Here is a 24,576-nt window from a genome sequence, read left to right on the forward strand (position 1 = left end):
TCATCAGCCGACAAGATATTACTTCCATGTTAAACCCTGTTTTTCCGCTAAAGTAAGGAACCGGGGCGGGCAGATCTGGATCTGTTGCTGATATTACAGATTAGGGTGAACCCGCCCCTATAGGAATTCGGGTTATTTTACCAGAAAGAATTGGTTTAAAGCCCAAAGCCTGCTCGGGAGAAATTAAAAGAAGACTATTCATTACTTCAATCCTCTTCCTTCCAGGTAGAGGTCGCTACCCGTGCGGTCAACTGTCAACCCTTCGACTTCGCTCAGGGCAAGCTGTCAACTGTCAACTGTCAACTGAACGGACTAGATATCAGGGGCGCACCGAGCACCCTACTGCTGTTTTTGGCAAGAGTCGATCGCCCTGACGATCGCTCTCCAAAAAACTCGATTAATTCACAATTATTAACAACCGCCCCAATTAACTCGCGCCGCCGCCCAAAAGAAACAGACTCAGGAGAGTCCCGCTGTTCCAAAGACTGTGGAGAAGCATAGGAGCAAGTAGATTGCGTGATCGCGTATACACAAACCCCAAAACCGCACCCAAAGTCGCCAAAGGCAGAATCTCAGAGACACTCAAGTGAGCCACCGCAAACAAGAAAGCAGAAGCTGCGATCGCCCCCCAAACAGGCAAATAGCGAGTCAGAGAAGGCAGCAGAAAGCCTCGAAACACAATTTCCTCAAAAACCGGAGCGGCGATCGCAGCAGTGCCGAAAAACACCACCAAAGCCACGTTGTCTCTACCTTCGAGGACGATCGGCAAAATCGGATTACTGCCACCTTGTCCCTGCCAGAATTGCTGATTGATCAGCGACACCAAAACCACCAAAGGCAAAGCCACAAAATAGCCGCCAAAACCCCACAAAAACCAATTTCCCCGCCAATTAATCCGAAACCAACCTTCCGGCAAAGGCAAAAAAGACTTGACCGAAAAATACAGTACCGAAAGCCCCCCAGCCGACAGCAACAAATAAGTAGCAAAGATATAAAAAGCCTTGTCGCGCGGGTCAAAAGTAGCAGGATTGAGTTTTAAAACAGCCAGAGAAACAGGCAGCAATAAATAGGGAATCAAGATTTGCCCGACAAAGAAAAAGCCGACCACAAGTACCTGCCAAACAATTTCACCATCCCAAGGCACATCCCAAGTCAAGCTCGCATTTCGCGCCAACAGCGGGCCGGAACCTGCTGTATCTAACCGCTTCCGCTGGAACAGCCACTGCACAGTCAAACCAACCAGCAAAACCGTGCCAATACAAAGTGATATCGCCGGAACGCCAACAATAATTGCCAACTTTTCAACAGCTTGTTCAGCCGTTGCTTGCTCTGCTACTTGCAGCGCCACCAGATCCTTAGAACGTTCTTGCAGCTTGTAAAGTTGAGCGAGAGCGCGATAGCGAAACCAGCCGTCCAAAGACTTTTGAATGCGTGGCTCGGCATCCGGCAGCAGTTGAGCCGGATTGCTCCAAATTCCCGTTAAAACTTGAGCAGTTGCCGCCGAAGGAGCGTCGTCAATTTGAGTTTTGTAACGATCGACTAAATTGTTCCAAGTTTGGAGCGCCGCTTCAGTTTTGCCGCTGCTTACCTGCAAAATTCCTAGGCGCAAGTCAAGTTCGTTTTGCAAAGTTGACTGTTGATTTACCGACTCTGACAAAGCATTTTGTTGAGCAAGTTTCAGATTACCATCTTCAGAGTTGGAGGCGATAGTAGGCTGAATTGCTTTAAATTGTGCTTGAGTTTTTTCCAGAGTTTTCCAAGTCGAGTCTCGCGCTGCTTGATATTGCGTCAAAGCCGTATTTAAAGGATCTGCACCGACAATATTGTTGCGCGCCGAACTTAAATTAGCACTCTGATTATTTTCTCCTTGCCACTCGGAGGCGTGAAGCAGCAAATTTGTCTGGTAGAGTTCCAGCCGACTTTGAATTTGTGGCTGGTTCCAACTAGCAACTAAAGATAAACCGACCAGGGCGATCGCGATCGCCGTTAAAATACCTAAAATAACCCGCTTCAGTGTCATTCCTGCTTTTCCGTCCCGCGCGAATCCGTGGCTAAATCTTTTCCGTCTTTAATCTTGACGTACTTCTCGGCATGAATGCACGAGGATTCTCAAAGGTTGCATTCCGCGAGGCTCAAGCCACACATTCATGCTTTCTTCTTCCTGTCTCTTTGGCTCTTAACTAGACTGTTTCCAGTCCCCGTCAGACCGCCTCCACAGGCAATTTCTTTTATATCTACCGAGCGTCCCTCGGCGGATAATCCGCGATTACGGATAACTTGAGCCGCTGCTACATCTCGATGTGTTGTATACCCGCACGCTTGACAATGATGAACTCGGTTATTAAGCTCTTTCTTGCCAGTATGGGCATCACAATTAGGGCAAACTTGAGAAGTGTAATCTTTATTTACCTTCTCAAAATACACGCCTTGTTTCCAGCATACCCACGACAGAATCGAAATAAATTGTCCAAAACCAGCATCCAAGGTGTGTTTGCCAAACATTCCTTTAGCCCAGACTCGAAAATCGATATCTTCAACAAATATCATTCCCGCATCTTTTACTATTTCATGAGCTAATTTGAACTGCCAATCTTTTCTGGTATCGGTTACACGCTGATGCCGCCTAGCAATTTTTTGATTCAACTTATGACGGTTGTTAGATCCTTTCTTCTTGTTCTTGAGCCGACGTTGCAGCAATTTAAGCTTGCGGTGTTCGACTGCTAAGAACTTAGGACGTTTAACTAATTTGCCTTCAGAAGTTGCTAAAAATTGGTCTAAACCGATATCGATGCCAACGGGGAATCCATGTGCAACAGGCTCAGGCACATTAACACCACACTCTAATGAAAGTATGACGAAATATCCACTAGCCTTCCGCACAATTCGAGCTTGCTTGACTGCAAACCCATTAGGAATCTCTCTTGATTTAATGAACTCAACAATACCCAACTGTGGGAGTTTAATACTATTTCCTTGGATGCAATTTTTTAGCATTTGGGGAAATACAAACGACCGCATTCGGTATTTATTTTTAAATCTAGGGAATCCCATTCCCTTGCGTTTCATGTCTAGGAAGGCTGTTTCTAGCTTTCTTAACACCTGTTGAAGCATTTGAGCGTTAACCGTTTTAAGTTCGGGATACAACTCTTTGGCGATTGTTAGCCCCGCCGCCTGAGCATAATAATTTGGGTAGGGAGCATCCGTCGAAACAATGTACTCGCTCAACGTAGAGCAAGCATTAATCGGACATTTACGAGAGTTGATCCAGTCCTTACGCTCTCTCAATGCGTAGTTCCAAACCTTACGACAAATTACCAGAGTTCTTTCGATTTCTGAAATCTGCTCGTCTGTCGGCTTTAGTTTGTACTCGTAACTGAGATTTAGCATGGTTGTTGACTAACTCTACAAAAAATTATATCATTTTGTAGATATGTTGACAACAGTCATATCTTATCTGGTGACTAGCAACTTAAAAGTTGCGACTAGCCTTCATCCGGGCCTTAAAAGGTCGGGGTTATCGGCATCTTTTGTATAGGTCGTTGCAGCCGATCGTGTCCCCACAACTGGTAAAATTTCTACTGGCCGATCTTTTGAATCGTTTTAAGCCCTGGATTTATCCCCAGGCTAAATCTAAAATCTAAAATCTAAAATCTAAAATCGAATGACTCGCATTATCTTAGTCCGTCACGGCAAAAGCACCTACAATCAAGAGCGCCGCATCCAAGGCCGCCTCGATAAATCAATTTTGACAGAAGCAGGCCGCAACGCCGCCCTGCAAGTAGGCGACACACTCAGCAGTATCGCCTTTGATGCCGCCTATACCAGTCCCCTGCAACGAGCCAAAGAAACAGCGGAAATCATCTTGTCGCGCTTGACAAATCCGCCACAACTGCAGCCAACTGATAAATTGATGGAAATCGATTTGCCTCTGTGGGAAGGAATGTTGCGCCAAGATGCTATAGACAAATTCCCCGAAGCATATCAGCAGTGGCAAAGACAGCCCGACAAATTTTCCATGAAACTGCCATCTGCTGATGGAGAAATCGAACACTTTCCAGTATTAGCCGTTTTTGCTAACGCCCGTCATTTTTGGCAAGAACTTTTATCGCGCCACCAAGACGGCACAATTCTAGTAGTAGGTCATAACGGAATCAACCGCGCTCTCATCGCCACCGCGTCGGAAATTACCCCGAATTATTATCAATCAATTCAACAGTCAAATTGCGGGATTAGCGTCATCAATTTTGGGCCTTCTCCTGTAGGTGGCGATGAAAAAACAGAGCAAAATAAGAAAATTGCCGTTCAATTAGAATCGCTGAATTTAACCGCCCATACCGGAGAAATTTTCCCGAAACCGAGGGACGGACACAGCGGCCCGCGCTTGTTGCTGGTTCGTCACGGCGAAACAGATTGGAATAAAGCAGGTAAATTTCAAGGACAAATAGACGTACCTCTCAACGATAACGGTCGCGAACAAGCTCGGCAAGCTGCAGAATTTCTCAAGGATATAAAATTGGATTTTGCGATTAGCAGTTCGATGCTGCGCCCGAAAGAAACTGCGGAAATTATTCTCAAATATCACGGCGGTTTGCAACTGGAACTCCGCGACGAATTGAGAGAGATTAGTCACGGACTTTGGGAAGGAAAGTTTGAATCAGAAATAGAACAATCCTATCCGGGTTTGCTTGATGAATGGAAAACATCTCCTGAAACAGTCCAAATGCCCGAAGGAGAAAACTTGGAGCAAGTTTGGAGTCGGGCGATCGCAGCTTGGCGAGAAATTGTACAATCTGTTTCTGGTACTGGGATTGTCGTTGCTCACGATGCCATTAACAAAGCAATACTCTGCCACCTATTCGGTTTGGAACCCGAACATTTCTGGAAATTCAAACAAGGAAACGGAGCCGTTAGCGTGATTGATTATCCCCACGGCCCCGATGGTTTGCCGGTATTGCAGGCGATGAATGTGACAACTCATTTGAGCGGCGGCGTTTTCGATCAAACAGCAGCCGGAGCACTGTAATAGGTTTGTAGTGAGGACTTCAGTCCTCACTACAAACCTGATAAGCAATCCTAAATCAGTTGTACAAATATGTAGGGGTAGTGCCCCCGTGCCTACCCCAGCCGTCATTGGGGCAACCACGGGGGGTTTGCCCCTACAAGAATTACACAAATCATTGAGGATTGCTATATAAGTTTTGAAATGTTTGAATTTTTATGTTTGATATCGTTTTCGGTTGGATCGGAATGATTTAACCGCAGAGAACGCAGAGAACACAGAGGGAGACAAGAGAGATGAATAATTCCGATGAAGAGCGGATTTGATTATGAATTGTAATTTATGAGCCGCGAACTGCTACAAAATGTACGGGTGCTAGATCCAGTTTCAGAGAGCGATCGCATCGCTGATATTCTAATTACCGAAGGTAAGATCGAAGCCGTTGACAAAAAAATTACCGAGTTTCCCCCTGACACGGAAGTGCGGGATTGCCAGGGACTGATTTTGGGGCCGGGGTTAACTGATATCTACAGTCACAGTGGAGAACCGGGTTTTGAGGATCGGGAAACCCTGGAATCCTTGATGCAGGCTGCGGCGGCTGGCGGTTTTACGCGGCTGGCGATTTTGCCGGATACGTCGCCGCCTGTTGACAATTTGGCCGGTTTAGCTTTGTTGCAGCAACATATTCGCAATTTGCCGATCGGGCTGCCCCGCTTGTATTTTTGGGGCGCGCTGACAGCGGGCGTTAAAGGGCAGCAGATGGCTGAGTTGGGCGAGCTGGTCTCCTCTGCGGTGGTGGGTTTTGCGGACGGTTTGCCGCTGTCTAATCCGGCTCTGGTGAGGCGTTTGCTTGAGTATATCCAGCCTTTGGGCAAGTCGGTGGCTTTGTGGCCGTGCGATCGAACTTTGGCAGGAAATGGCGCGGCGCGGGAGGGTGCGGTGTCGGTGCGCTTGGGTTTGCCGGGAATTCCGGCGAGTGCCGAGACTTCGGCATTGGCGGCAATCCTGGAGTTGGTGGCATCTGCGGGCACTCCGGTTCACATTATGCGCGTTTCTACGGCGCGCAGCGTGGAATTGATTCGAGATGCGAAGGCGCGGGGTTTGCCGGTGACTGCGAGTGTGACTTGGATGCACTTGCTGTTGAATGTCGGGGCCATTTCAGGAAACTCGAAAAATTCCGGCGGCGGGAAAAATGCTCTGACTGCTTCGTTGGCCTACGATCCGAATTTACACCTGGAACCGCCGTTGGGCAATCTCAACGACCAATTAGCGCTGATTCAAGCTGTGAAAGATGGCGTAATTGATGCGATCGCGATCGATCACAATCCGCATACTTATGAGGAGAAAACTGTGGCTTTTGCTGATAGTCCGCCCGGGGCGATCGGCTTGGAATTAGCTTTGCCTTTGCTATGGCACGGACTGGTAGAAACTGGCGAATTTTCGGCTTTGGAACTGTGGCGAGTTTTGAGCGCAGGCCCTGCCGTTTGTCTCGGTCAAACTCCGCCCACGGCTGCACCGGGAGTCTCTGCTGAGCTGATTTTGTTCGACCCGGAAATGAGTTGGACTGTTGACGGGCAAAGTCTGAAGTCGCGATCGGCAAATACGCCTTGGTTGGGACAAAAAATAGCGGGAAAAGTTGTAAAAACTTGGATTTATTGACCGTTGGAATTGGGACTTATTTAACGAACCGCGAAGGGCGCGAAGGAAGAGAGAGAAGATAAAGAAGAATATCGGTAATTTGGTACGTGGAAGTTTTGGATCAAGCCGGATAAATATATGATTGCTGTCGTTCCTTCGTGGAATTCCACACCGCAAAACCTGACATTAGACATCAACGAAATTCATGTTTGGCGTGTCTCTCTGGCTCAAACAGAATCTTGCTTGCAGAGTTTACAACAGACTCTCTCTACCGACGAGCGGACAAAAGCCGATCGTTTCCACTTTCCAAAAGGTCGATCGCAATTTATTGTGAGTCGTGGGGCGCTGAGAGAAATACTGAGTCGCTATCTTACCATAAATTCTCACATTTTGCGCTTTGACTACAATCCCTACGGCAAACCCTCTCTCAGCGTCGCCCAAGGTGGAAATACCCTACGTTTCAATTTGTCTCACTGTCGGGAAATGGCTATAATTGCTATTACCAAAAATCGAGATATTGGTGTCGATATTGAAGGCATAAATCCAAGATTTCCTTTTCTGGAGATTGCTGAAAAGTTTTTTTCACCATTAGAAAACTCTGTGTTGCGTTTGCTCCCAGAACATCTCCAAGCCACTGCTTTTTTTACCTGCTGGACTCGCAAAGAAGCCTACATTAAAGCAGTCGGAAAAGGACTTTCTATTCCCCTGAATCAGTTTGATGTCAGCCTCGCACCAGGAGAACCTGCCGCGCTGTTAAATGTTGAAGGAAACTCCGAAGAAGCATCGAAATGGTCTTTAATTGAATTATTTCCCTGTTCAGATATGGTGGCGGCTGTTGCGGTTGCAGGAGATTGCTCGAAACTTCATTGTTGGGAGTGGAGAAGGGAGTTTTGATTTATACTGAGATGTTGCACCATTCTCAATAAGCTTTTTATGAACAGGCAAGATGCCTGTTCCACAAGAAAATTCAATCTTTGTGGAACAGGCATCTTGCCTGTTCTTGAGAATGGTGCAAGATGTGAGTTTATACCGCTCGCGAGCGGGTAAAAGAGAACGGCAACAGTTGCTGGAAGATATCTACTGGTTGCACCTGCAAGCTATTGTATGGCGCACCCTACATAGACAAATAAGGACACAAGAATGTTGTGTCCCTATGTCAATTCGACTGCAACTTGCTACCCTACAACTGATTTAAAAATTTAACCAAATCGATAGCCGAACCCGCGTACCGTAATGATATATTCCGGTTGGCCCGGATCTATTTCCAACTTTTCGCGTAGCCAGCGGATGTGAACGTCAACTGTTTTGCTGTCTCCGATAAAATCTTGGCCCCAAATTTTTTCCAGCAACTGATCGCGAGACCAAACTCGCCGGGGATTACTCATAAATAGTTCTAGTAAGCGAAACTGTTTAGGAGAAAATTTCACTTCTAGACCGCGAACCAACACGCGGCACTCTTCAGGATACAGAGTTATGCTCTTATATTGCAGCATCATCGGTTGCGGCAACTGACCGAGGCGCTGGCGCCGCATCAGCGCCCGACAGCGGGCGATAAACTCGCGCATTCCAAAAGGCTTTGTCAGATAATCATCCGATCCGGCTTCTAAATAAAAAGCGCAATTGTTGGCACTTCCTCTAGCACCGATAATCAAAATAGGGACGGGATTTCCTTGATGCCGTAACATTCGACACAGATCCAAACCGTTGATTGAATCCATAATTAACAGGTTGAAGGCAAATTCACCGTGGTACGACGAAGCAGCCTGTACAGAAGGCAGAGCGTTGCGCCCGTCGCTAGTAACCACCACCTCGTAGCCCTGTTCTTTAAGGGCTAAAGCTAGCATTTCCCGCAACAGATCTTCACCTTCCAATAACAAGATACGGCCGGCTTGTCCAACAGCCAACCTTGAAGGACTTTCGCTTAATTCAGCAGAAGACATAAATATCAATGGGAGTGATGTTTGTATGTGGCTAGCGCGAGGTACCTTCTTCAGTAGCTGAGGCACTCTCGCGCTGCGATCGCTTGTACGATCGCCATTTGTTCGATCGCTTAGAATCTTTCGCCAGTCCATCCCACAGACACGCGCTCGACCTTGGCTACTTGCTCGTGTAAGGAATACAGCCGTAGAGCAGTTGCCGGAACCGCGCTGTCTGCCTGCGTCCAGGCCACAGAAGTCTGGTCATTTTTCGGGGTCGGTGTTAATTTCATAAAACATTGCCCGCTGTTAATGGACCAGGTAACACCCAATCTATAGGGAGATGCTTGCTATACTACTCTTAAAAGGTTATTAAAAGGTAAAGTTTTGGTAATTAATTGGTTAAATTATTAAGGTTAAGTAATATAACTGTAAAGTTGCGATCGCACTGTAGAGCCTTTTTTAAGAAGACAATAAGAAGTTTGCCCAAAGTCCTTTTTTTCCCCGTGCCGGCTACGATCGACGATAGCAAGTAAAAATTCTGTAGACTGCCTATCATGTTGCTGCATTTGAGTACCTGGCCCGAGGTAGAAGCTTATCTCGATAGCTCCCGAGGCATAATTATCCCGATCGGCTCCACCGAACAGCACGGGCCCACCGGCTTGATCGGCACTGACGCCATTGCTGCGAGTGCGATCGCCCGCGGAGTCGGCGAAGCTGCCAATGCCTTAATCGGCCCGACAATTAATGTAGGCATGGCCTTGCACCACACCAGCTTTCCCGGCACAATCAGCCTCCGACCGCAGACGCTAATACTCGTAATCAGGGATTATATCACATCTTTAGCAAAATCTGGATTTGAGAAATATTTCTTTATTAACGGTCACGGCGGCAACATTGCCACAATGAAAGCAGCATTTTCCGAGACATACGCGCATTTGTCAGACTTAAATTTACCAAATGCCGATCGAATCCAGTGTCAAATCGGCAACTGGTTCATGTGCGGCTCAGTCTACAAACTAGCAAAAGAATTATACGGAAACCAAGAAGGTTCCCACGCCACCCCCAGCGAAATTGCCTTAACCCAGTACCTTTATCCAGAAGCAATCAAGCAAGCTCCGCTTTCGGAAGAAGTCGCTTCCGGGTACAAAATTTACGGTGCTGCTGATTTCCGCCGCCGATTTCCCGACGGGAGAATGGGTTCAAATCCCGGCTTAGCAACCCCCGAACAAGGTCAGCAGTTTTACGAATTAGCAGTCAAAGAATTGACTAATAATTATTTGGAGTTTTTAAGTTCCGATTAACGTTTTTTCTTCTCGTTACCAGGAATATTCTGGTAACGAGTAAAAATGTCAAACTCTTCTATATTTTACAGTTATGAGTGAGTCCGCGACAGGATAGTGTTATGTAGGGTGCGGATCTGCTCTATGGTTCAATGGAACTTGCAGATTGACGGGTGGCGACGCACCTTACTTACTACAAGATTGTGTGTACCACCTATACATGGAATATGCTATATCTCCCGATTAACCACCGGGAGAATATCAAAACTATTCCACAATCCAAGGATTTAAACAAGGTGTCCAAGCACTCAATTCTTCTTCCTTGAACCAGAGACTAATTTCCGCATGGGCAGTTTCCACAGCATCAGAACCATGAATAATATTGCGGCCTACATTCACAGCCAAATCGCCACGAATTGTCCCCGGTTCTGAATTCAGAGGATTTGTTGCGCCAATCATTTTCCTCGCCGAGGCCACAACGCCGGATCCTTCCCACACCATCGCCACCATCGGCCCGGAAGTGATGAAGTCTACCAGTCCCGCAAAAAAGGGTCTTTCTTTATGTACGCCATAATGTTGTTCGGCAAGTTCGCGACTCGCCGTGATTAGCTTCATGCCAACTAGCTTAAAGCCTTTGCCTTCAAAACGACCGATAATTTCGCCGACGAGTCCGCGCTGTACGCCGTCGGGCTTAATCGCTAAAAAAGTCCGTTCCAAGATTAACTCCTATAATTGTGTTAACTGATCCAAAAGATAGAGTAACTCAGAACGCACCTAAAGGCAATTCTGAGAATTGGAAATTGTCATTTGGAGACTTATGGCTCAATACGGTTCACTTAAGACAGATCCCCCCTAACCCCCCTTAAAAAAGGGGGGACAAGAATGCCCTCAAAGTCCCCCTTGCTTTCGGGGGATGCGAGGGGGATCTCCGGGGTATAAATAGTGTTAAGTGAACCGTATTGGCTTATGACCGCAGGAAGAAGGAAGAAGGAATAAGAAGAGGGAAGAGAAAAGAGGGAAGAAGCAATAAAAGCTAGGGTTAAAGAAACCGGGTTTCTCAGAAAATTTTTTGTTGAGCAGCTATGAATCTCCAAAAAAACCTGGTTTCGAGACTTCTATGCGTCTAGGACTGATTTGCATGGAGCACCGCGATTTTGTAAAAAGCATTTTTTAGCAGTGCGAACAGGATGCTCACTTGCCCATATAGCAATCCTTGCAGGAGTCGTAAACTTTTTACCCCACCCCAACCCTCCCCTTATCAAGGGGAGGGAGTAAGAAATTCACAAATGATTTAGGATTGCTATATAAGTTAATCAGCCTTTGAATTATCGGTAAATAAATAATCCAACTCTTGTGGGGTGGCTTTGAGCAACGCCTGAAATATGCAATCTAAATTTAGAACATTTTATCTCTAGCGAACAAGATGCTCGAACTTCTGGCATAATATGATACAAGTCACAATTTACTGTGACTGCCAACACTCTTACCTATGATCTCAAATACAAATATGTATGATAATAAACACAATTATTTAGGCTCGAAAATATAGATAATTAACGGAGGTATGAAGATTATCTTGACAGCAACTATTCAGGCGAAAAAAGTATGAAAGCCATTGTAGGATTCATTGAACCCAAAAAGCAAGAGTTTGCAAAATTGCCCTTGTTTGACTTTCTAGCCAATAAACAGATTCACGCGAATCAACGACTAATTTTTGCACCTGTACTCGCTCCTTTGGCTGTGGGATTGAGCGATTTAAATAAATATGTACTGCGAGAATCTTCTAGTAATAATAAAGTTCAGGAACTCATTAATAAATATACTTATAAAAAAAACTATTATTGGCACGACTATCTAGAATACCTAGAGGAACTGGGCTTAAACCAATTAATGAGTTACGGCGATTTCAGACTGCTTTGGGGTGAAGAAACTAAAAAAACTCGATCGCTTTGTTCCGTGATCGAACGCTACGCTTGGAAAGCCTCTCCCATTCAGAAACTGGTGTTAGTGGAAGTCCTCGAAGGAACTGCCCAAGTTTTTTTTGAGGCGGCGCTAGCAGTGGTAATGGAATTACAGCAAATTAACCAAAAAGAATCTGTTGATTTTGGAGGAGGTTATGGGGGTTTAGAAAATTATTACCTTTTAAACACGCCAGAGATGTTGCAACTTTTAGCAGAGATCAAACTTACTAATGCGGAATGCCAAGCAGCTTTAGAATTAGCACAAAATGTATTTGAACTGTTTACAGAAGCGATGAACGAGCTATTCCGGCACAGCCAAACAAATTCTTGCAAGACTGTGCTGCAAATATCCTCAATTTCTGCCTTCGCTCATTGCCCGATCGACTGTCTCGATATTTGTTAGTTTAAACAATTACTAAATTATCTCGGTGTACCGCCGTTTCTACGCCTGCATAGCCTAAAATCTCAGCAATTTTATCGGACTTGCAGCCCTGGATTTGTCTCAATTCTAAACTGCTATAATTCACAAGTCCTCTAGCAATTTGCTTGCCGGCTGCATCGCACAACTGCACGGAATCATCAGCTTGAAATTCTCCTTCTACTTGAGCAATACCCGCAGCTAAAAGCGATTTTCCGCTGTGGGAAATTGCCTTGACAGCACCCGCATCTAAATATAGTTTTCCGGCTGGAATTAGCACGTTAGCTATCCAGTGTTTGCGAGCGTTTACAGGGCGCGGTTGAGGCTCGAATTGAGTACCGATCGACTCTCCGTTAAGTATTTTCTCGATATTACCAGGAAAGCAGCCGTCAGTGATGACAGTCCGCACTCCCGATGCAGTGGCGATTCTGGCTGCTTCAATTTTTGTCACCATTCCGCCGGTTCCCCAACCGCTGCGGGAATCTCCTGTTTGCACCTGAAATTCTGTGAGCTGTGCCATACTTTGGACTAGGGCGATCGGCTGCGCGTCGGGATTGCTGCGCGGATCTGCGGAATACAGCCGATCGACATCCGTGAGTACAAACAACCAATCTGCCTCTACCAAACTCGCCACCAGCGCCGAAAGCGTGTCATTATCGCCAAATTTGAGTTCGTCTACCGCTACTGTATCGTTTTCATTGACGATCGGAATCACGCCCAACCTGAGCAGTTGTTGAAAAGTATTGCAAGCGTTAACATAACCGTTACGCTGCACTAAATCGCCCCTGGTGAGCAATACTTGAGCGATCGGCTGCTGTAGAGTAGTAAACAAGTCATCGTACACCCGCATCAGCCGCCCTTGGCCCACAGCCGCCACAGCCTGTTTCAGAGCAATGTTTCGCGGGCGTTCCGTCAAACCCAAGCGCGCGCAGCCAACCCCAACTGCACCGGAAGAAACCAAAACTACTCGATGGCCTTGCTGCCGCAAATCAGCTAAAATTTCGACCAATGCAGCAATAGTTGAAAGAGCTAAGTTTCCTGTAGTCGATCGAGTCAGCGTCGAAGTTCCAATTTTAACAACAATAGTTTTAGTCTGTTGTCTGTTGACTGTTGACTGTTGACTGTTGTCTGTTGACTGTTGACTGTTGACTGTTGACTGTTGACTGTTGTTTGTTGTCATTAGTTACCTATGCCCTATGCCCTATGCCCTATGCCCTATGCCCTATGCCCTATGCCCAATTCCCTATGCCCTATGCCTTATGCCCTATGCCCTATTTAATCTTTAATTTTCAGAGAAGCCCCCAAAGCTTGAGAAACCCAAACTTCAAAAGAGCGCACCGGATACTTGCGAAGCGCATAGCCAGCATCAACCATTGGTTCCACTAAAATAGTGAACATACCCAAACGATTGCCAGCTAAAACATCAGTAAAAAGTCGATCGCCCACCATCGCCACCTGTTCCACCGGCAAATTCATCGCCGTCACTGCTGTTCGCAACTTGCGGCGCGACGGTTTAGCAGCACCCGTGATGTAAGGTAGATTCAAAGAATCAGCAATTCGACCGATCCGATTTTGACTTAAATTATTGCTCGCCAACCATAGCGATACCACGGGTTTAATTTCTTGCACCCACAAACTGAGTTCAGGAGAAGCATTCATTGCCGTAATGGGAACGAGAGTTTCGTCCACATCCAACACTAATCCTTTAATCTGATATTTCTGCAGAATATCTGCAGTTAAATTCACGACCGAATTGCCTAAAACTAAGTCAGGCTGTAGTAGTTTACCCCAAGTCATAATGATTTTAGCTTTTAGATTTTAGATTGAAAAATAATAAATTGGGAGTTAAAGAGTCAAAAAGTAAAAAATCAAAAGTTAATAATTATGGCTTTTCCTTTGTTACTTTTGACTTTTTACTTTTTTATTAGTCATTGCCAATCTATGGATTCAATCGCAACTGCTGCTCAACTTTAGCAATAGCAGCATCGTGTTCCGCCTGCGTGCGACTAAAAATGTGAGTGCCGTCGTATCGAGCCATAAAATACAGATATTCTGTCTTTTCCGGAGTCAGAGTCGCTTCCAGACTTGCTATTCCCGGAGATGCGATCGGAGTTGGCGGCAGCCCTACATTGATATAAGTATTGTAAGGAGAAGGCGTTTCCACCTGCTTGAAAGTCAAAGGCTTCTCCTTCGTTTGCCTAATGCCGAGGGCGTATTCAACCGTCGGGTCAGAACCCAAGGTCATACCCTTATTCAGACGGTTGTTAAATACCCCAGAAATAAGATTGCGCTCGCCCGCCACCACAGCCTCTTTTTCCACAATACTCGCCAGCGTCACCCACTCTTTCAAATCCAGCTTAGTATTCTTCTGATTTTTTTGATATATCGGCAAAGCCAACTGCTCGAAACGACCGAGCATTTGCTTAATGACAGCTTGCGGACTAATTGCATCGCCGTCTAGCTGATAAGTATCCGGGTACAAAAAACCTTCCAAGTGAGGCAGGCCACTCGGTAACCAAGGGTACTGCGCGTAGGGAACTTGACTCGCCACCGCCATAAAATCCTTAGCCGGGAAAAAACCTTGCGCTTCAAAATAAGCGCTCATTTGTTGCAGCGACCACCCTTCTGGAATCGTGAAACTCTGCTGTACGACTTCGCCCTTCCAAATTTTTTCAGCAACTGCACTCAGGGGCTGAGTCGGCGACAGTTGGTAAGTTCCTGCTTGAAAACCTCCCTCGCGGTTTTGCAGAGTCAGCCAGCGGGCCCACATATTCCATGCCGAGCTCGATCGAATCAACCCTGCGGCCTCTAAATCCCGGCCGATTTTTTGACTGGGAGTACCCTCCGGGATTTGGATAGAAACAGCAGCATCCTCTGCCGGGGAAGTTGACGTTTCAGCTATTTTAGGCGGCGCCGAAGCCCAGCTCCACCAAGCCCAGCCCTGCCAAGCGCCAACTCCCCAGATTGCCGGCAGCAACGCCAGATAAAACAACCATTTAGAGACTTGCGGAGTACCTTTTTGGCTCTCGCGTGCGCTGCCTTTTGTCATTTGTTCTTTATTCATAGTCCGTTGTCCTGGATAAGTGGCGATTAACTAGCGACTAATGACTGATGACCTGCGATTGATGACCGAAAAGTTACGGATACAAGCCTTTTAAAAGACCCAATTCACGCGATCCCATTCAAAAGCCCGATCGCGAAGGCAGAAGTGCCATCTCGAAAAAGTTCGATCGGGCGAGCAGTTTACTTTTTTATAAAATAGTAAAAACTTCTGCTTTTTGCCATCAGGCCTTATGCCTGCAATTAATATCTAATCAAGCTCGTCAAAGAACTGGTCTTCCAGCATAGGTAACATCGGTTCCAGCCTTTGGAACTCTTCTTCCGAGAGCAATTCTGGCTTGCCGTCGTCATTCATTCTAGCCAAGATAAAGAACGGGTCGAGAGGCGTATAAATCGCATATTCCTGTTCTTCGTGGTAGAAACTGGTCAGCCACATCAGCTCCTCGAAATCCGACTCCTCATCTGGATCGACATCGGATGCCATATCCTCTTCGGGAAATTCCGGCAATTCGCCAACCACAGTCAGCGTCACCGCTGTGCGTCGGAGCGTCAAGTTCTGCTCTTGCAGCACAACTCTAGCTGTATCAAAAATTTTGTCAATTTCGGTCTCGTCTTCTACAGGAATTGCTGCTTCGTCGTTATCGTCTCCGTGCCAGGTAAAAATTTCTACGGGTGAGTCGATCGGAAGCAGCAAAGCGTATTCTTGATCTTCTAGGTTCATAGAATATTCTATGTTGCAAGTCAGCGATCGCCCAACTTCATCCGTCAGGGTGACGGACTCTTCGTGGGAATTGCCATTCTCTTTTTTGCGGTATGGGGATGAGGACATCGCGTGTATCTTAGTTTTCCGTCAATAATTCAGTAACGTTGGCTTGACAATTGGGAATTTTCGTGGCGATATTCTGGCTAAGTGAGCGACTATCGCCAGTCCACAAGCTTAAACCGCGAGACTCGCGGCCTTTTCCACAGGCGAGGAGTGCAGCGTTCAAATCTCAGTCGAGTCCGCAAGCGACACTGAGGACAAATCACGATTTTGTGCTTCTTCAGTACCAAGGGTACAGCAGAATTTTCTCCAGTTTGTCAAGGGTTACAGGTGTGCGTAGCAAACTTGCACAACCAGGATATCATGCCTCTGTTACAAGCTATCAAGGATTGGGAAGGGCACAGATATTTTGCCTCCGCTCGTCTAGCCACTGCTGCAAAATCAGGGCCGCTGCTTTGCGATCGATCGCACCCTTATTTTGGGACAGCGAAATCCCTGCTGCTTTCATCAATTCCTGTGCCTCAACCGAAGTCAGGCGCTCGTCCACGTATTCTAGGGGGAGATCTAAAGCTGTGGCGATGCGATTCGCATATTTCTGCACTTGTCGGGCTTGGGCCCCTAATTCTCCGCTCAGGGAGTAAGGCAAGCCGGCCACTAAAATTTGCACTCTCCGCTCTCGGACGAGCTCTCGGAGATAAGCTACGTCTCGATCAAAGGACGATCGTACCAGTGTTGTAATGCCCGTAGCTATTAAACCGGTGCCGTCACACCCGGCGATGCCGACTCGTTTGAGGCCGATATCTAATCCCAGAGCTGAAATCCATAATTTATCGTTGGACATTAATCAATTTTAGATTTTTAGATTTTAGATTTTAGATTTTAGATTTACTTCTTTCTTACCGGAATATTTTTTTTAACGAACCGCGAAGACGCGTTAGGCGAAGCCGCGCGTAAGCGCTAGCACGCGAAGGAAGAATGGAAGAAGTTGAGTTTGTTCGGTTTGTTGTGAGGACTTTAGTCATTTGATAATGATGACTAAAGTCCGAACGCTCAAACCGTTTTTATTGCTCGTAATTGAGCGGACATCATATCAAGAATTAAGTTTTACTCTTGCGAGTCGCCGTCTTGAGGCAATTCCGGCAAATAAGGAGGCACAATGCTGCTGCCATCTGTTGCTGCCGATTCAGAATTCTGGGAGTTCAAGGGGTTAACTTGATTCCCTTGACCGTTTCCTGAGTCCACCAAAAAGGGCTTAATCTCTGACGACGCGGGCCCGGCTGTGGCTTCCCCAGCCATCGGGCCGAGCCAGGACATCCGGCCGGGTACGGGTTTGCGAGTTGGCTGGAAGCTTTGCAACATCTCTGATAGCTGGAGTCCTTCGAGAGAGACCAACTTGGACTCGCGCAATTTGTGCCACACTGATCGAGACATCAGCAAACTGTGTTCCAGACGCAGTGCTCCAAATTGTTCTAAATAAGCTTCCCGTTCCGGTTGATAGTCAGCGGAAGCCAGTTGCAGGCTTTGAGCCGGGAAATCTTGAACGAGGCGCGCCATCTGGGACAGCAGTTCTGGGTACAGCCAAGTGTAGGCTGGGTGTACAGTCAACTGGGCGACGTGCGGTTGGTGGCCGTTGCGGGATAGCTGCACCTGAAAATAGCCGATCGCGGCTTTGCGCTGCGGTTCAAACACGTAGCCGCTGACTACCTCGGTTTTGCCCAGCCACTGTCTGGCACCTTCGACTAAAGCGCCGAAAAAACTGGTTTTGAAGTCTTGAATGTGCCGATCGAATACTTGGCGCACCAGAGGGGGCATAGATGCGGTATCGAGTTGATACAGCAACTGAGCGTCGGCATTGCTGACCGGCAGCAGGTTGGGCAAATCTGGGGTCGCTGAGGCCATTTCTTGAAGGCGTTCTGGGGCGATCGTCCAGTATGTCATCTGGGCCAAAGGCTGAAACCCGTTTTGCCGATACAAAGCCAAGGAAGTTGTGTCACCGACATTCACTTCCAACAGCCACGTCCGCGCCTCCCAGACTGCCTCAAAGCAGTACCGCAGCAGCATGGAACCAATGCCTTTGCTGCGGGCTTCTGGGTCTACTCCGATGCGATCGATCCGCCAAGTGCTGCGGGTGCGGTTGAAAGGAGAAATCTGAATTATGCCCTTAACGCTCCCCTCTTCTTCGGCAACATGGGCACGGAACAGGGACTGACAAGGGTTGGGAAACAAGCTAAAAATCTTTAGCAGTCCGTACCAGCGACGAATCTGCTGCAACTTTTTACCTAGTACCAAGTCGCAGCTTGCACCCTTGCGTTTTTCTGGCTCTTCGGCTGTTTCCGCGCACAGTTGTTCCATCACCTCAATGTCGCGATACTGAAACGGGCGAATCACAACCTGGTTTTGGTTTTGGGAGGGAAATGAAGTCATAGCATACAAGTGGAGAAGGGAAATTTAAAAATAAAAATTCCGAAAGGGGAAGAGTTAGAGAAGTTTTGAGTTTTGAATGGGTAAATTTTGAGTTCAAAACTTATAACTTTTGATTCTTCTCCCTTTCTCGCTCGATCGAAAATTAAAAATTTCAAATCATCTTTTTGAATTTTTAATTTTCTGTTTTCAACTCAAGATTTTTGTGGCAGAGGTCGAATTACAACGACCGGTGTTCGCTCGTCACCATTCCCGGCGGGGTTGCTTCGCAAGGCTTGCTCTAAGAATGTTACCGATAAATCGGAGGTCGCTGCTAATATCTTAACTGCTTTCAAGTCATTAGCGTCTACGATCGCCGCCGCAAGTCCAGTTTCTCGTTGAATTTCTTCTACAACTTGCTGCGGATTGTCCGGGCCAAGCACAATAAATTGGTCGAAGGGAGGCAAAGTCCCGGTAACGTCGTCGATTAGCCTTGCTTGTTCCCCTGCTAGTTGGTAAAAGACTCCCGGTTTACCCAATATTTTAGCTACTGAGCCGATCGCAAATGCTGCAACTACGCGCCAAGGCCCCACTACATCCACCAAAGTTTGCATTCCGCAAGCCGTGGCCAAACTCGACATCGGCAAGAAAAACAAACAAACTCGCTTTGCTACCCATCCGGGTTTAACTTCGCTGGGATGGTGGTAGCGTCCCTGCATCAAAGCTAGGGGAGTTTCTGCAAGGGCGACAATATCGCCTTTCTGGGCGCGCGGCAGCACGTAGCGCTTGACAATTTCGACGGGATCGTCTAATTCCGCCAGTATGTGGGTGCGAATCGGCAAAACTTCGGCAACTCCGACATTGCGGGCGACGGGTACGGTGTCCGAGTTGGGAAATTGCAGCGGGACTACTACGTTGCGGATTTTGGGGATGCGCCCGCCGGGGCCGTAGGTGACGAAATGTATTTGCACCCAAGCTGACTGCAATTTGGTTAAATCTTGCCCTTGAATGTCTACAGAAACTTTGATTTTGGTGGTTTTTTGGGCTTTTACAATATAGCCGAACCAGTAATCGTCCGATCGGGCTTTTGCGTCTTTGTGACAAGGAATCACTTTTGTCTGGAAAGTCACGCCATCCAAACTTGCGTCTGACAGCAGTTTCACCTGTGCGCGCACTTCCGGCAACATCACCTCGAACCGCTGTGTCAGGTTGCGGAATTCCATTTCCCCGACTAAAAGATAGCGATTGGGTTCGTTTATGGCTAAGTGCCATTCTCCGGCTGTAAGTTCTAGTTTATTTGCACTTCCAGTCCGGCGATAGTTCAACTCTAGGCCCAATCCGCCCAATGCTAGCAGCGAACCTGCTGCTGCGATTCCTGTTGCTAAACTCTCAATCACTCAAATCACCGCCAATAATATTTTGTGTTTACTGTAGTCGATATCGGGTACTTTGAGTGACGATCCGGTAGTAATTGGATTGTGTTCAGTTTGTTGAGGGCGATCGAACTTATGCCCAATTACACGTAAGTGCGATCGCGCGTCTGTGGCTAAAGCGGTCAATTTGCTGTTCAAAGAGCTCTCCTCGTGAGTTAGATCACTCCAAAATCTGGCGTTGCTTAATCAGGGTATGAAAAAAATCAGTTGAAAATCCCGAATTTTTGTGGATACTGGTTTCTATGACTTGCATATTTAGCCTTTCCTACCGTAAATCAGCAACGTCTACCAAACAAATCACTTAATTCAATAATTTAATAGTTAAATATTTTTAATATATATATATAATATTTTTTTGAGACGTTAAGTTATAAGCTGGTTCTCCACATTTTTTTAGAATATTTATTAATCATTTAATCACTAAGTAGTCAAACAAAACTAATTACACAAACAACTAATATGATATAATAAAAAATATCAAGTTGTGTTCAAAGAGGTTTTATATGTTTTTACTTCGAGATATTAACCCACTTTCCTTAAAATTGCTAAACCGAATTTATCGCGAAAGCAGACATCATCAAGTGCGCCAAAGAGCACATTTTTTAATTTTGGCTTCACAAAATATCAAGAATGAAAATTTAATGAAAATTTTTAAAGTTAGTTATAAGAATAGACCTCTTGCAAAATAGTTTTATGATATAATTAAAGGTTTTACTGAAAATTGGTTGAATCCCAACTTCTGACTTATTTGCACTCTTGTCTTGCTAGAAACAGGATAAAATGCTAGAAAGCTCTGTTGGTCGTTACAAAATAACTAAATCATGAAAAATCAATCTTACTTAAATTTGAAACCCGATCAATTTCAACGTAGATTTGGTATCAAGATTGAAACCCTAAAAGCAATGGTTAATGCCTTAGAAAGCTTTGCTGTAGAAAACCCTAAAGACAGAAGAGGGCGTCGCACTATCCTAACTCTCGAAGAACAGGTCTTAGTCGCCGATTAATATTGGCGAGAATATCGAACATATTTTCATATCGGGACAAATTGGGGAGTATCTGAATCAACTATTTGCCGAATTGTAACTGATATCGAATCAACTTTAATGAAAACGGGAAAGTTCCGTATTCCTGGGAAGAAAGCATTACTAAAAAACTCTGATTATCCAGAGTTCGTGGTGATGGATGTCACAGAAACAGCGATTGAACGACCCAAAAAAAAACAGAAAAGATATTACTCAGGCAAAAAAAAATGTCATACTCTAAAAACTCAATTGGTAATTAATCAAGAGACAAGAGAAATTATTTGCACTGCTTTTGGACCAGGGCATTGCCATGACTTTAACTTATTCAAAAAAAGTAAAGTTCATTTTCATCCCGCTACCAATAGCTTACAAGATAGTGGCTATCAAGGGATAAAGGACTATCACACCAATAGTTATATCCCTAGAAAGAAACCTAAAAATGGGAAACTTTCTCAAATAGAAAAAGACTACAATCGAGTTTTAGCACAGGAGCGAATTGTAATAGAACACGTTAATCGGAGTCTCAAAATTTTTAAAATATTGTCGAGTCGTTATCGGAATCGCCGCCGCCGTTATGGTCTGCGTTGTAATTTGTTGTCAGCAATTTACAATTATGAGTTAGCTGTAGGGGATTAAATTTAAAACCTCTAATTATAACATATATCTTTTTTGCAAGAGGTCTACTATGTATAACTGGTTGAATCGATGGGAAGATGAGGGAATGCTCGGATTATATCAACCAGGTAGAGGCAGAAAAAAAACATTTAATTCCGCACAATCAGATCAAATTAGAGACTGGGTAAAATTGCAACCCAAACAATTAAAGCAAGTAGTACAAAAAATCAAAAAAGAATGGTCTGTTAATATAAGTACAGAAACAATTAAGAGAATAATAAAAAAAAAGATGAGTTGGCATAGGATGCGTCGAGGTGTTGGCGGCAAGCCAGACCCCATAGAATACAAGGAAAAAAAAGAAAAGTTGTCAGAATTAAAACAATTAGAAGATGAGGGAAAAATTGATTTATACTATTTGGATGAGTCCGGATTTTGTGGCATTCCTTGTGTCCCTTATGGATGGCAAGATATTGGTGAATGTTTGTCAATTTATAGTCGTAGAACAAAGCGTTTAAATGTCTGGGGAATCATGAATCGGCAAAACACTCTTCATGCTTATGTTTCAGAGCAGACTATTAATTCTGATGTAATCATAGCCTGCATAGATACTTTCTTTGCTGTGGTGGAGCGGCCAACAGTTATTGTACTAGATCAAGCTTCTATCCATACTAGCAATGCCATTTTCGAGAAAATTGAAGAATGGAAAGAACGCGGTTTAACTATATTTGAATTGCCTACTTATTCACCTGAATTGAATTTAATTGAGATTTTGTGGCGGTTTATTAAATATCAATGGCTCGAAATAGATGCCTACTCTAGCTGGCCATCTCTTGTTTCATCTGTAGAAAGAATTCTTAAAGGATTTGGAGATAATTATGTAATTAATTTTGCTTAACTACTTAAACAATCCTGTATATATTATTTTTTTTTGCTGGCTAAGCTAAGACTGTGCCAGATATGCGATCCTCTTTGAGGGCTTCGCTAACGCGCGCCTCCAGCTTCTTCAATGTCGAATGAACAGCGAGTCGCTAGCGCCGTAGTGGTCAGTATTTTTAAGAATCTACTTCTTAAGTAACAGTCAAAATCTAGTTCTTAGGCAGTAGATTTTCGGAGAAGTATATAGTTAGCCTAGTAAATGTAGCACTAATAGCCAAGGATATCTTATGACTGATAATAAGCAGCCTTTTAACAAGCCGGAAGCCAATCCTGACTTCCAAGAAAAGAATGTTGACAATAGCGAAAACCAGCAGATTCAGGCTCAGACTAACGAAAATGCAGAATCACAGGAAGATCAATCATCAGGCTCAGGCATTGGTGCGAGGATAGCTGGAGCAGCAGTTGGTGGTATACTCGGTGCTCGCTCTGGAGGAATTCTTGGTGCTGTAGCAGGCTCAGTTGCGGGCGCTATGATTGGTAAAGGTACTGCTGATACTGTTAACCGTGCTGTAGATAATTTAGGGGATGCAGCACACAGCGTAGCAGACGGTATTACACACACTGTAGAAGAGCTAGGGACAGTAGTAAAGGAAACTGCTGAGGAAGTTAGACCATCTATCAAAGCTACAGCAGAAGCAGTCAAGGAGACTGTTGAGGAAACTAAGCCTTCGATTAAAGGTATAGCCGAATCTGTCAATGAGACAGTTAGAGAAGCCAAGCCTTCTGTAGTAGATGCAGTCAAGAGTGCATCCGAGGAAGTCAAACCTACGATTAGAGAAGTAAAAGATTCAGTCAAGCAGACAGTCGAAGGTGTCAAGCCTTCTATACAAAGTGCAGCGGACTCTATTAAGAGTACGGCTGAGGAAGTTAAGCCTTCTGTCAAAGCTGTAGCTCAGGAAATTGAGGGTGCAACTCAGGATCTTAGATCAACTGTAAAAGATACAGCGAAGGCAGTGGAGCCATCTATAAAAAGTGCAGCCGAATCGCTTAAGTCATCTGGAAAGAGTGCAGCCGAATCAATCAAGTCATCTGCTCAAAGCGCAGCCGAATCTGCTAAAGGTGCAGCGCATGATGTTAAGTCATCTGCCCAAAATGCAGCCGAATCTGCTAAAGATGCAGCGCAGGATGTTAAGCAGGATGTTAAGTCATCTGCCCAAAATGCGGCTCAATCTGCTAAAGGTGCAGCGCAGGAGTTTAAGCAGGATGTTAAGTCATCTGCCCAAAATGCAACCCCATCTCCTCAAGGTGCAGCGCATGATTTTAAATCATCTGCCCAAAATGCAGCCGAATTTGCTAAACCTCCAGTGCCTGATTTTAGATCCTCTGCCCAGAATGCAACCCCATCTCCTCAAGGTGCAGCGCATGATTTTAAATCATCATCCCAAAATGCAGCCGAATCTGCTAAACGTGCAGGGCAGGATGTTAAGTCATCTGCCCAATATCTAGCCGAATCCACCGAGGAAAATATGGATACGGATATTCACATCTCCGGCACTCCTGAACTCAAGGATCAAGTGGTCATTCATGACAAGAGAATCATTAAGGATTAGGTAAAGTAAGGACTTAACTCTAGCTTGTTCAAGCTAGCCCTAAGAGAGTTTAACAGAGAGTGGATCTTAGAAAAGAGTCCACTCTTTTCTGTTTAGGAGGAATACGATCGCCTAGGGTTTAACGGACTGTCTATTTATTGAGGAACTCTTCCCCTGAAGAAGGAGAGATTCCGTTCATAGTTCATAATTAGGTTGTAGCCATTTGTCGTAACTGCTCACCGCAACAAATTTGCGGTGAGCAGTTACACTTTAACTCAGAGCGCACCCCTTAATATTTCCTTACATAATTATGAATTTTTCCACCGACTTACTTAGAGTGAAACTTTGTTTGCCGCTAAAATTGTTAAGGCTTTGATTGTTGTGGCTCTTCTGGGCGAAGATACGGAAATATTTGTGTTGGACGGGAACAATTTCTCGACTACTGGCAGAAGTGGTTAAAACGGCTAAAGTTTTTTGTAGAAAAAGCTGCTTGATAAATCGAGAAATAGTTAAGTAGGTAGGCGGGAAAAAACATATCTATGTAACAAAACATTAAGTTACCTAATTGGAGTTAAACTTAAGACGTTGTGTAGTGTAGTTTCC

At 45.3% G+C, this 24,576-nt stretch carries 20 protein-coding genes and 1 pseudogene; 9 read left to right on the top strand and 12 right to left on the bottom strand.

Going from position 1 to position 24,576, the window contains the following annotated elements; all coding sequences use genetic code 11:
* Window positions 1–427: 427 nt before the first annotated feature.
* Window positions 428–2,020, bottom strand: coding sequence for a type II CAAX endopeptidase family protein (locus QUA58_RS12655; RefSeq protein ID WP_333394337.1), 1,593 nt, complete (start codon window positions 2,018–2,020; stop codon window positions 428–430).
* Between the two features lie 125 nt (window positions 2,021–2,145).
* Window positions 2,146–3,387, bottom strand: coding sequence for a transposase (locus tag QUA58_RS12660; protein WP_333394338.1), 1,242 nt, complete (start codon window positions 3,385–3,387; stop codon window positions 2,146–2,148).
* Between the two features lie 274 nt (window positions 3,388–3,661).
* Here QUA58_RS12660 and QUA58_RS12665 point away from each other — a divergent pair, with 274 nt between their 5' ends.
* The 4 genes from QUA58_RS12665 to QUA58_RS12680 all read left to right on the top strand — a co-directional run bounded on the left by QUA58_RS12665 (window position 3,662) and on the right by QUA58_RS12680 (window position 7,832).
* Window positions 3,662–5,023, top strand: coding sequence for a histidine phosphatase family protein (locus tag QUA58_RS12665; protein ID WP_333253880.1), 1,362 nt, complete (start codon window positions 3,662–3,664; stop codon window positions 5,021–5,023).
* Between the two features lie 318 nt (window positions 5,024–5,341).
* Window positions 5,342–6,658, top strand: coding sequence for a dihydroorotase (locus tag QUA58_RS12670; protein WP_333394339.1), 1,317 nt, complete (start codon window positions 5,342–5,344; stop codon window positions 6,656–6,658).
* A gap of 117 nt (window positions 6,659–6,775) precedes the next feature.
* Complete coding sequence (locus tag QUA58_RS12675) at window positions 6,776–7,531, top strand: 4'-phosphopantetheinyl transferase superfamily protein (RefSeq protein ID WP_333253876.1); 756 nt, start codon at window positions 6,776–6,778, stop codon at window positions 7,529–7,531.
* Window positions 7,532–7,583: 52 nt separating this feature from the next.
* Window positions 7,584–7,832, top strand: coding sequence for a hypothetical protein (locus tag QUA58_RS12680; protein ID WP_333253874.1), 249 nt, complete (start codon window positions 7,584–7,586; stop codon window positions 7,830–7,832).
* Between the two features lie 4 nt (window positions 7,833–7,836).
* Here the strand turns inward: QUA58_RS12680 and QUA58_RS12685 are convergent, their stop codons facing one another.
* Window positions 7,837–8,577, bottom strand: a complete 741-nt coding sequence (locus QUA58_RS12685) for a response regulator transcription factor (RefSeq protein ID WP_333394348.1) — start codon at window positions 8,575–8,577, stop codon at window positions 7,837–7,839.
* A 533-nt stretch (window positions 8,578–9,110) separates the two neighbouring features.
* Between QUA58_RS12685 and QUA58_RS12690 the strand changes: the two genes are divergently transcribed.
* Window positions 9,111–9,857, top strand: a complete 747-nt coding sequence (locus QUA58_RS12690; RefSeq protein WP_333253869.1) for a creatininase family protein — start codon at window positions 9,111–9,113, stop codon at window positions 9,855–9,857.
* 246 nt (window positions 9,858–10,103) lie between these two features.
* Here QUA58_RS12690 and ndk read toward each other — a convergent pair whose 3' ends face one another.
* The gene (gene ndk / locus QUA58_RS12695; RefSeq protein ID WP_333253867.1) at window positions 10,104–10,553 is read right to left on the bottom strand and encodes a nucleoside-diphosphate kinase; all 450 of its coding nucleotides are present in this window, start codon (window positions 10,551–10,553) and stop codon (window positions 10,104–10,106) included.
* 888 nt (window positions 10,554–11,441) lie between these two features.
* On the opposite strand from ndk, the gene QUA58_RS12700 reads away from it, so the two are divergent.
* Window positions 11,442–12,200: a hypothetical protein gene (locus QUA58_RS12700; protein WP_333253864.1), complete on the top strand. Its 759-nt coding sequence runs from the start codon at window positions 11,442–11,444 to the stop codon at window positions 12,198–12,200.
* 1 nt (window position 12,201) lies between these two features.
* Here the strand turns inward: QUA58_RS12700 and proB are convergent, their stop codons facing one another.
* The 8 genes from proB to QUA58_RS12740 form a co-directional block, all read right to left on the bottom strand.
* Window positions 12,202–13,395 carry a glutamate 5-kinase gene (gene proB, locus QUA58_RS12705; protein ID WP_333394341.1) on the bottom strand — a complete coding sequence of 398 codons (1,194 nt, stop codon included), beginning with the start codon at window positions 13,393–13,395 and terminating at the stop codon, window positions 12,202–12,204.
* A 95-nt stretch (window positions 13,396–13,490) separates the two neighbouring features.
* Window positions 13,491–14,012: a YqeG family HAD IIIA-type phosphatase gene (locus QUA58_RS12710; protein WP_333253860.1), complete on the bottom strand. Its 522-nt coding sequence runs from the start codon at window positions 14,010–14,012 to the stop codon at window positions 13,491–13,493.
* Between the two features lie 142 nt (window positions 14,013–14,154).
* Window positions 14,155–15,279 (bottom strand): endolytic transglycosylase MltG, encoded by a 1,125-nt coding sequence (mltG, locus tag QUA58_RS12715; protein ID WP_333253859.1) that lies wholly within the window; start codon window positions 15,277–15,279, stop codon window positions 14,155–14,157.
* A 246-nt stretch (window positions 15,280–15,525) separates the two neighbouring features.
* Window positions 15,526–16,104, bottom strand: a complete 579-nt coding sequence (locus QUA58_RS12720; protein WP_333253857.1) for a DUF3727 domain-containing protein — start codon at window positions 16,102–16,104, stop codon at window positions 15,526–15,528.
* Between the two features lie 316 nt (window positions 16,105–16,420).
* Window positions 16,421–16,879, bottom strand: coding sequence for a Holliday junction resolvase RuvX (gene ruvX / locus QUA58_RS12725; RefSeq protein ID WP_333394343.1), 459 nt, complete (start codon window positions 16,877–16,879; stop codon window positions 16,421–16,423).
* Window positions 16,880–17,142: 263 nt separating this feature from the next.
* Window positions 17,143–18,462, bottom strand: coding sequence for a GNAT family N-acetyltransferase (locus QUA58_RS12730; RefSeq protein WP_333253853.1), 1,320 nt, complete (start codon window positions 18,460–18,462; stop codon window positions 17,143–17,145).
* Between the two features lie 191 nt (window positions 18,463–18,653).
* Window positions 18,654–19,835 carry a F420-0:Gamma-glutamyl ligase gene (locus tag QUA58_RS12735; protein WP_333394345.1) on the bottom strand — a complete coding sequence of 394 codons (1,182 nt, stop codon included), beginning with the start codon at window positions 19,833–19,835 and terminating at the stop codon, window positions 18,654–18,656.
* Window positions 19,836–20,009, bottom strand: coding sequence for a hypothetical protein (locus tag QUA58_RS12740; protein WP_333394346.1), 174 nt, complete (start codon window positions 20,007–20,009; stop codon window positions 19,836–19,838).
* Window positions 20,010–20,692: 683 nt separating this feature from the next.
* Between QUA58_RS12740 and QUA58_RS12750 the strand changes: the two are divergent.
* The 3 genes and pseudogenes from QUA58_RS12750 to QUA58_RS12760 all read left to right on the top strand — a co-directional run bounded on the left by QUA58_RS12750 (window position 20,693) and on the right by QUA58_RS12760 (window position 23,994).
* A pseudogene (locus QUA58_RS12750) lies at window positions 20,693–21,529 on the top strand (IS5 family transposase).
* Window positions 21,530–21,551: 22 nt separating this feature from the next.
* Entirely contained in the window at window positions 21,552–22,403 is an 852-nt protein-coding gene (locus tag QUA58_RS12755) for an IS630 family transposase (RefSeq protein ID WP_333257547.1), read from the top strand.
* 268 nt (window positions 22,404–22,671) lie between these two features.
* The gene (locus tag QUA58_RS12760; RefSeq protein WP_333257545.1) at window positions 22,672–23,994 is read left to right on the top strand and encodes a hypothetical protein; all 1,323 of its coding nucleotides are present in this window, start codon (window positions 22,672–22,674) and stop codon (window positions 23,992–23,994) included.
* The last annotated feature ends 582 nt before the right edge of the window (window positions 23,995–24,576 follow it).

This window comes from Microcoleus sp. N9_A1, assembly GCF_036701795.1.
Classification (GTDB): Bacteria; Cyanobacteriota; Cyanobacteriia; order Cyanobacteriales; family Microcoleaceae; genus Microcoleus.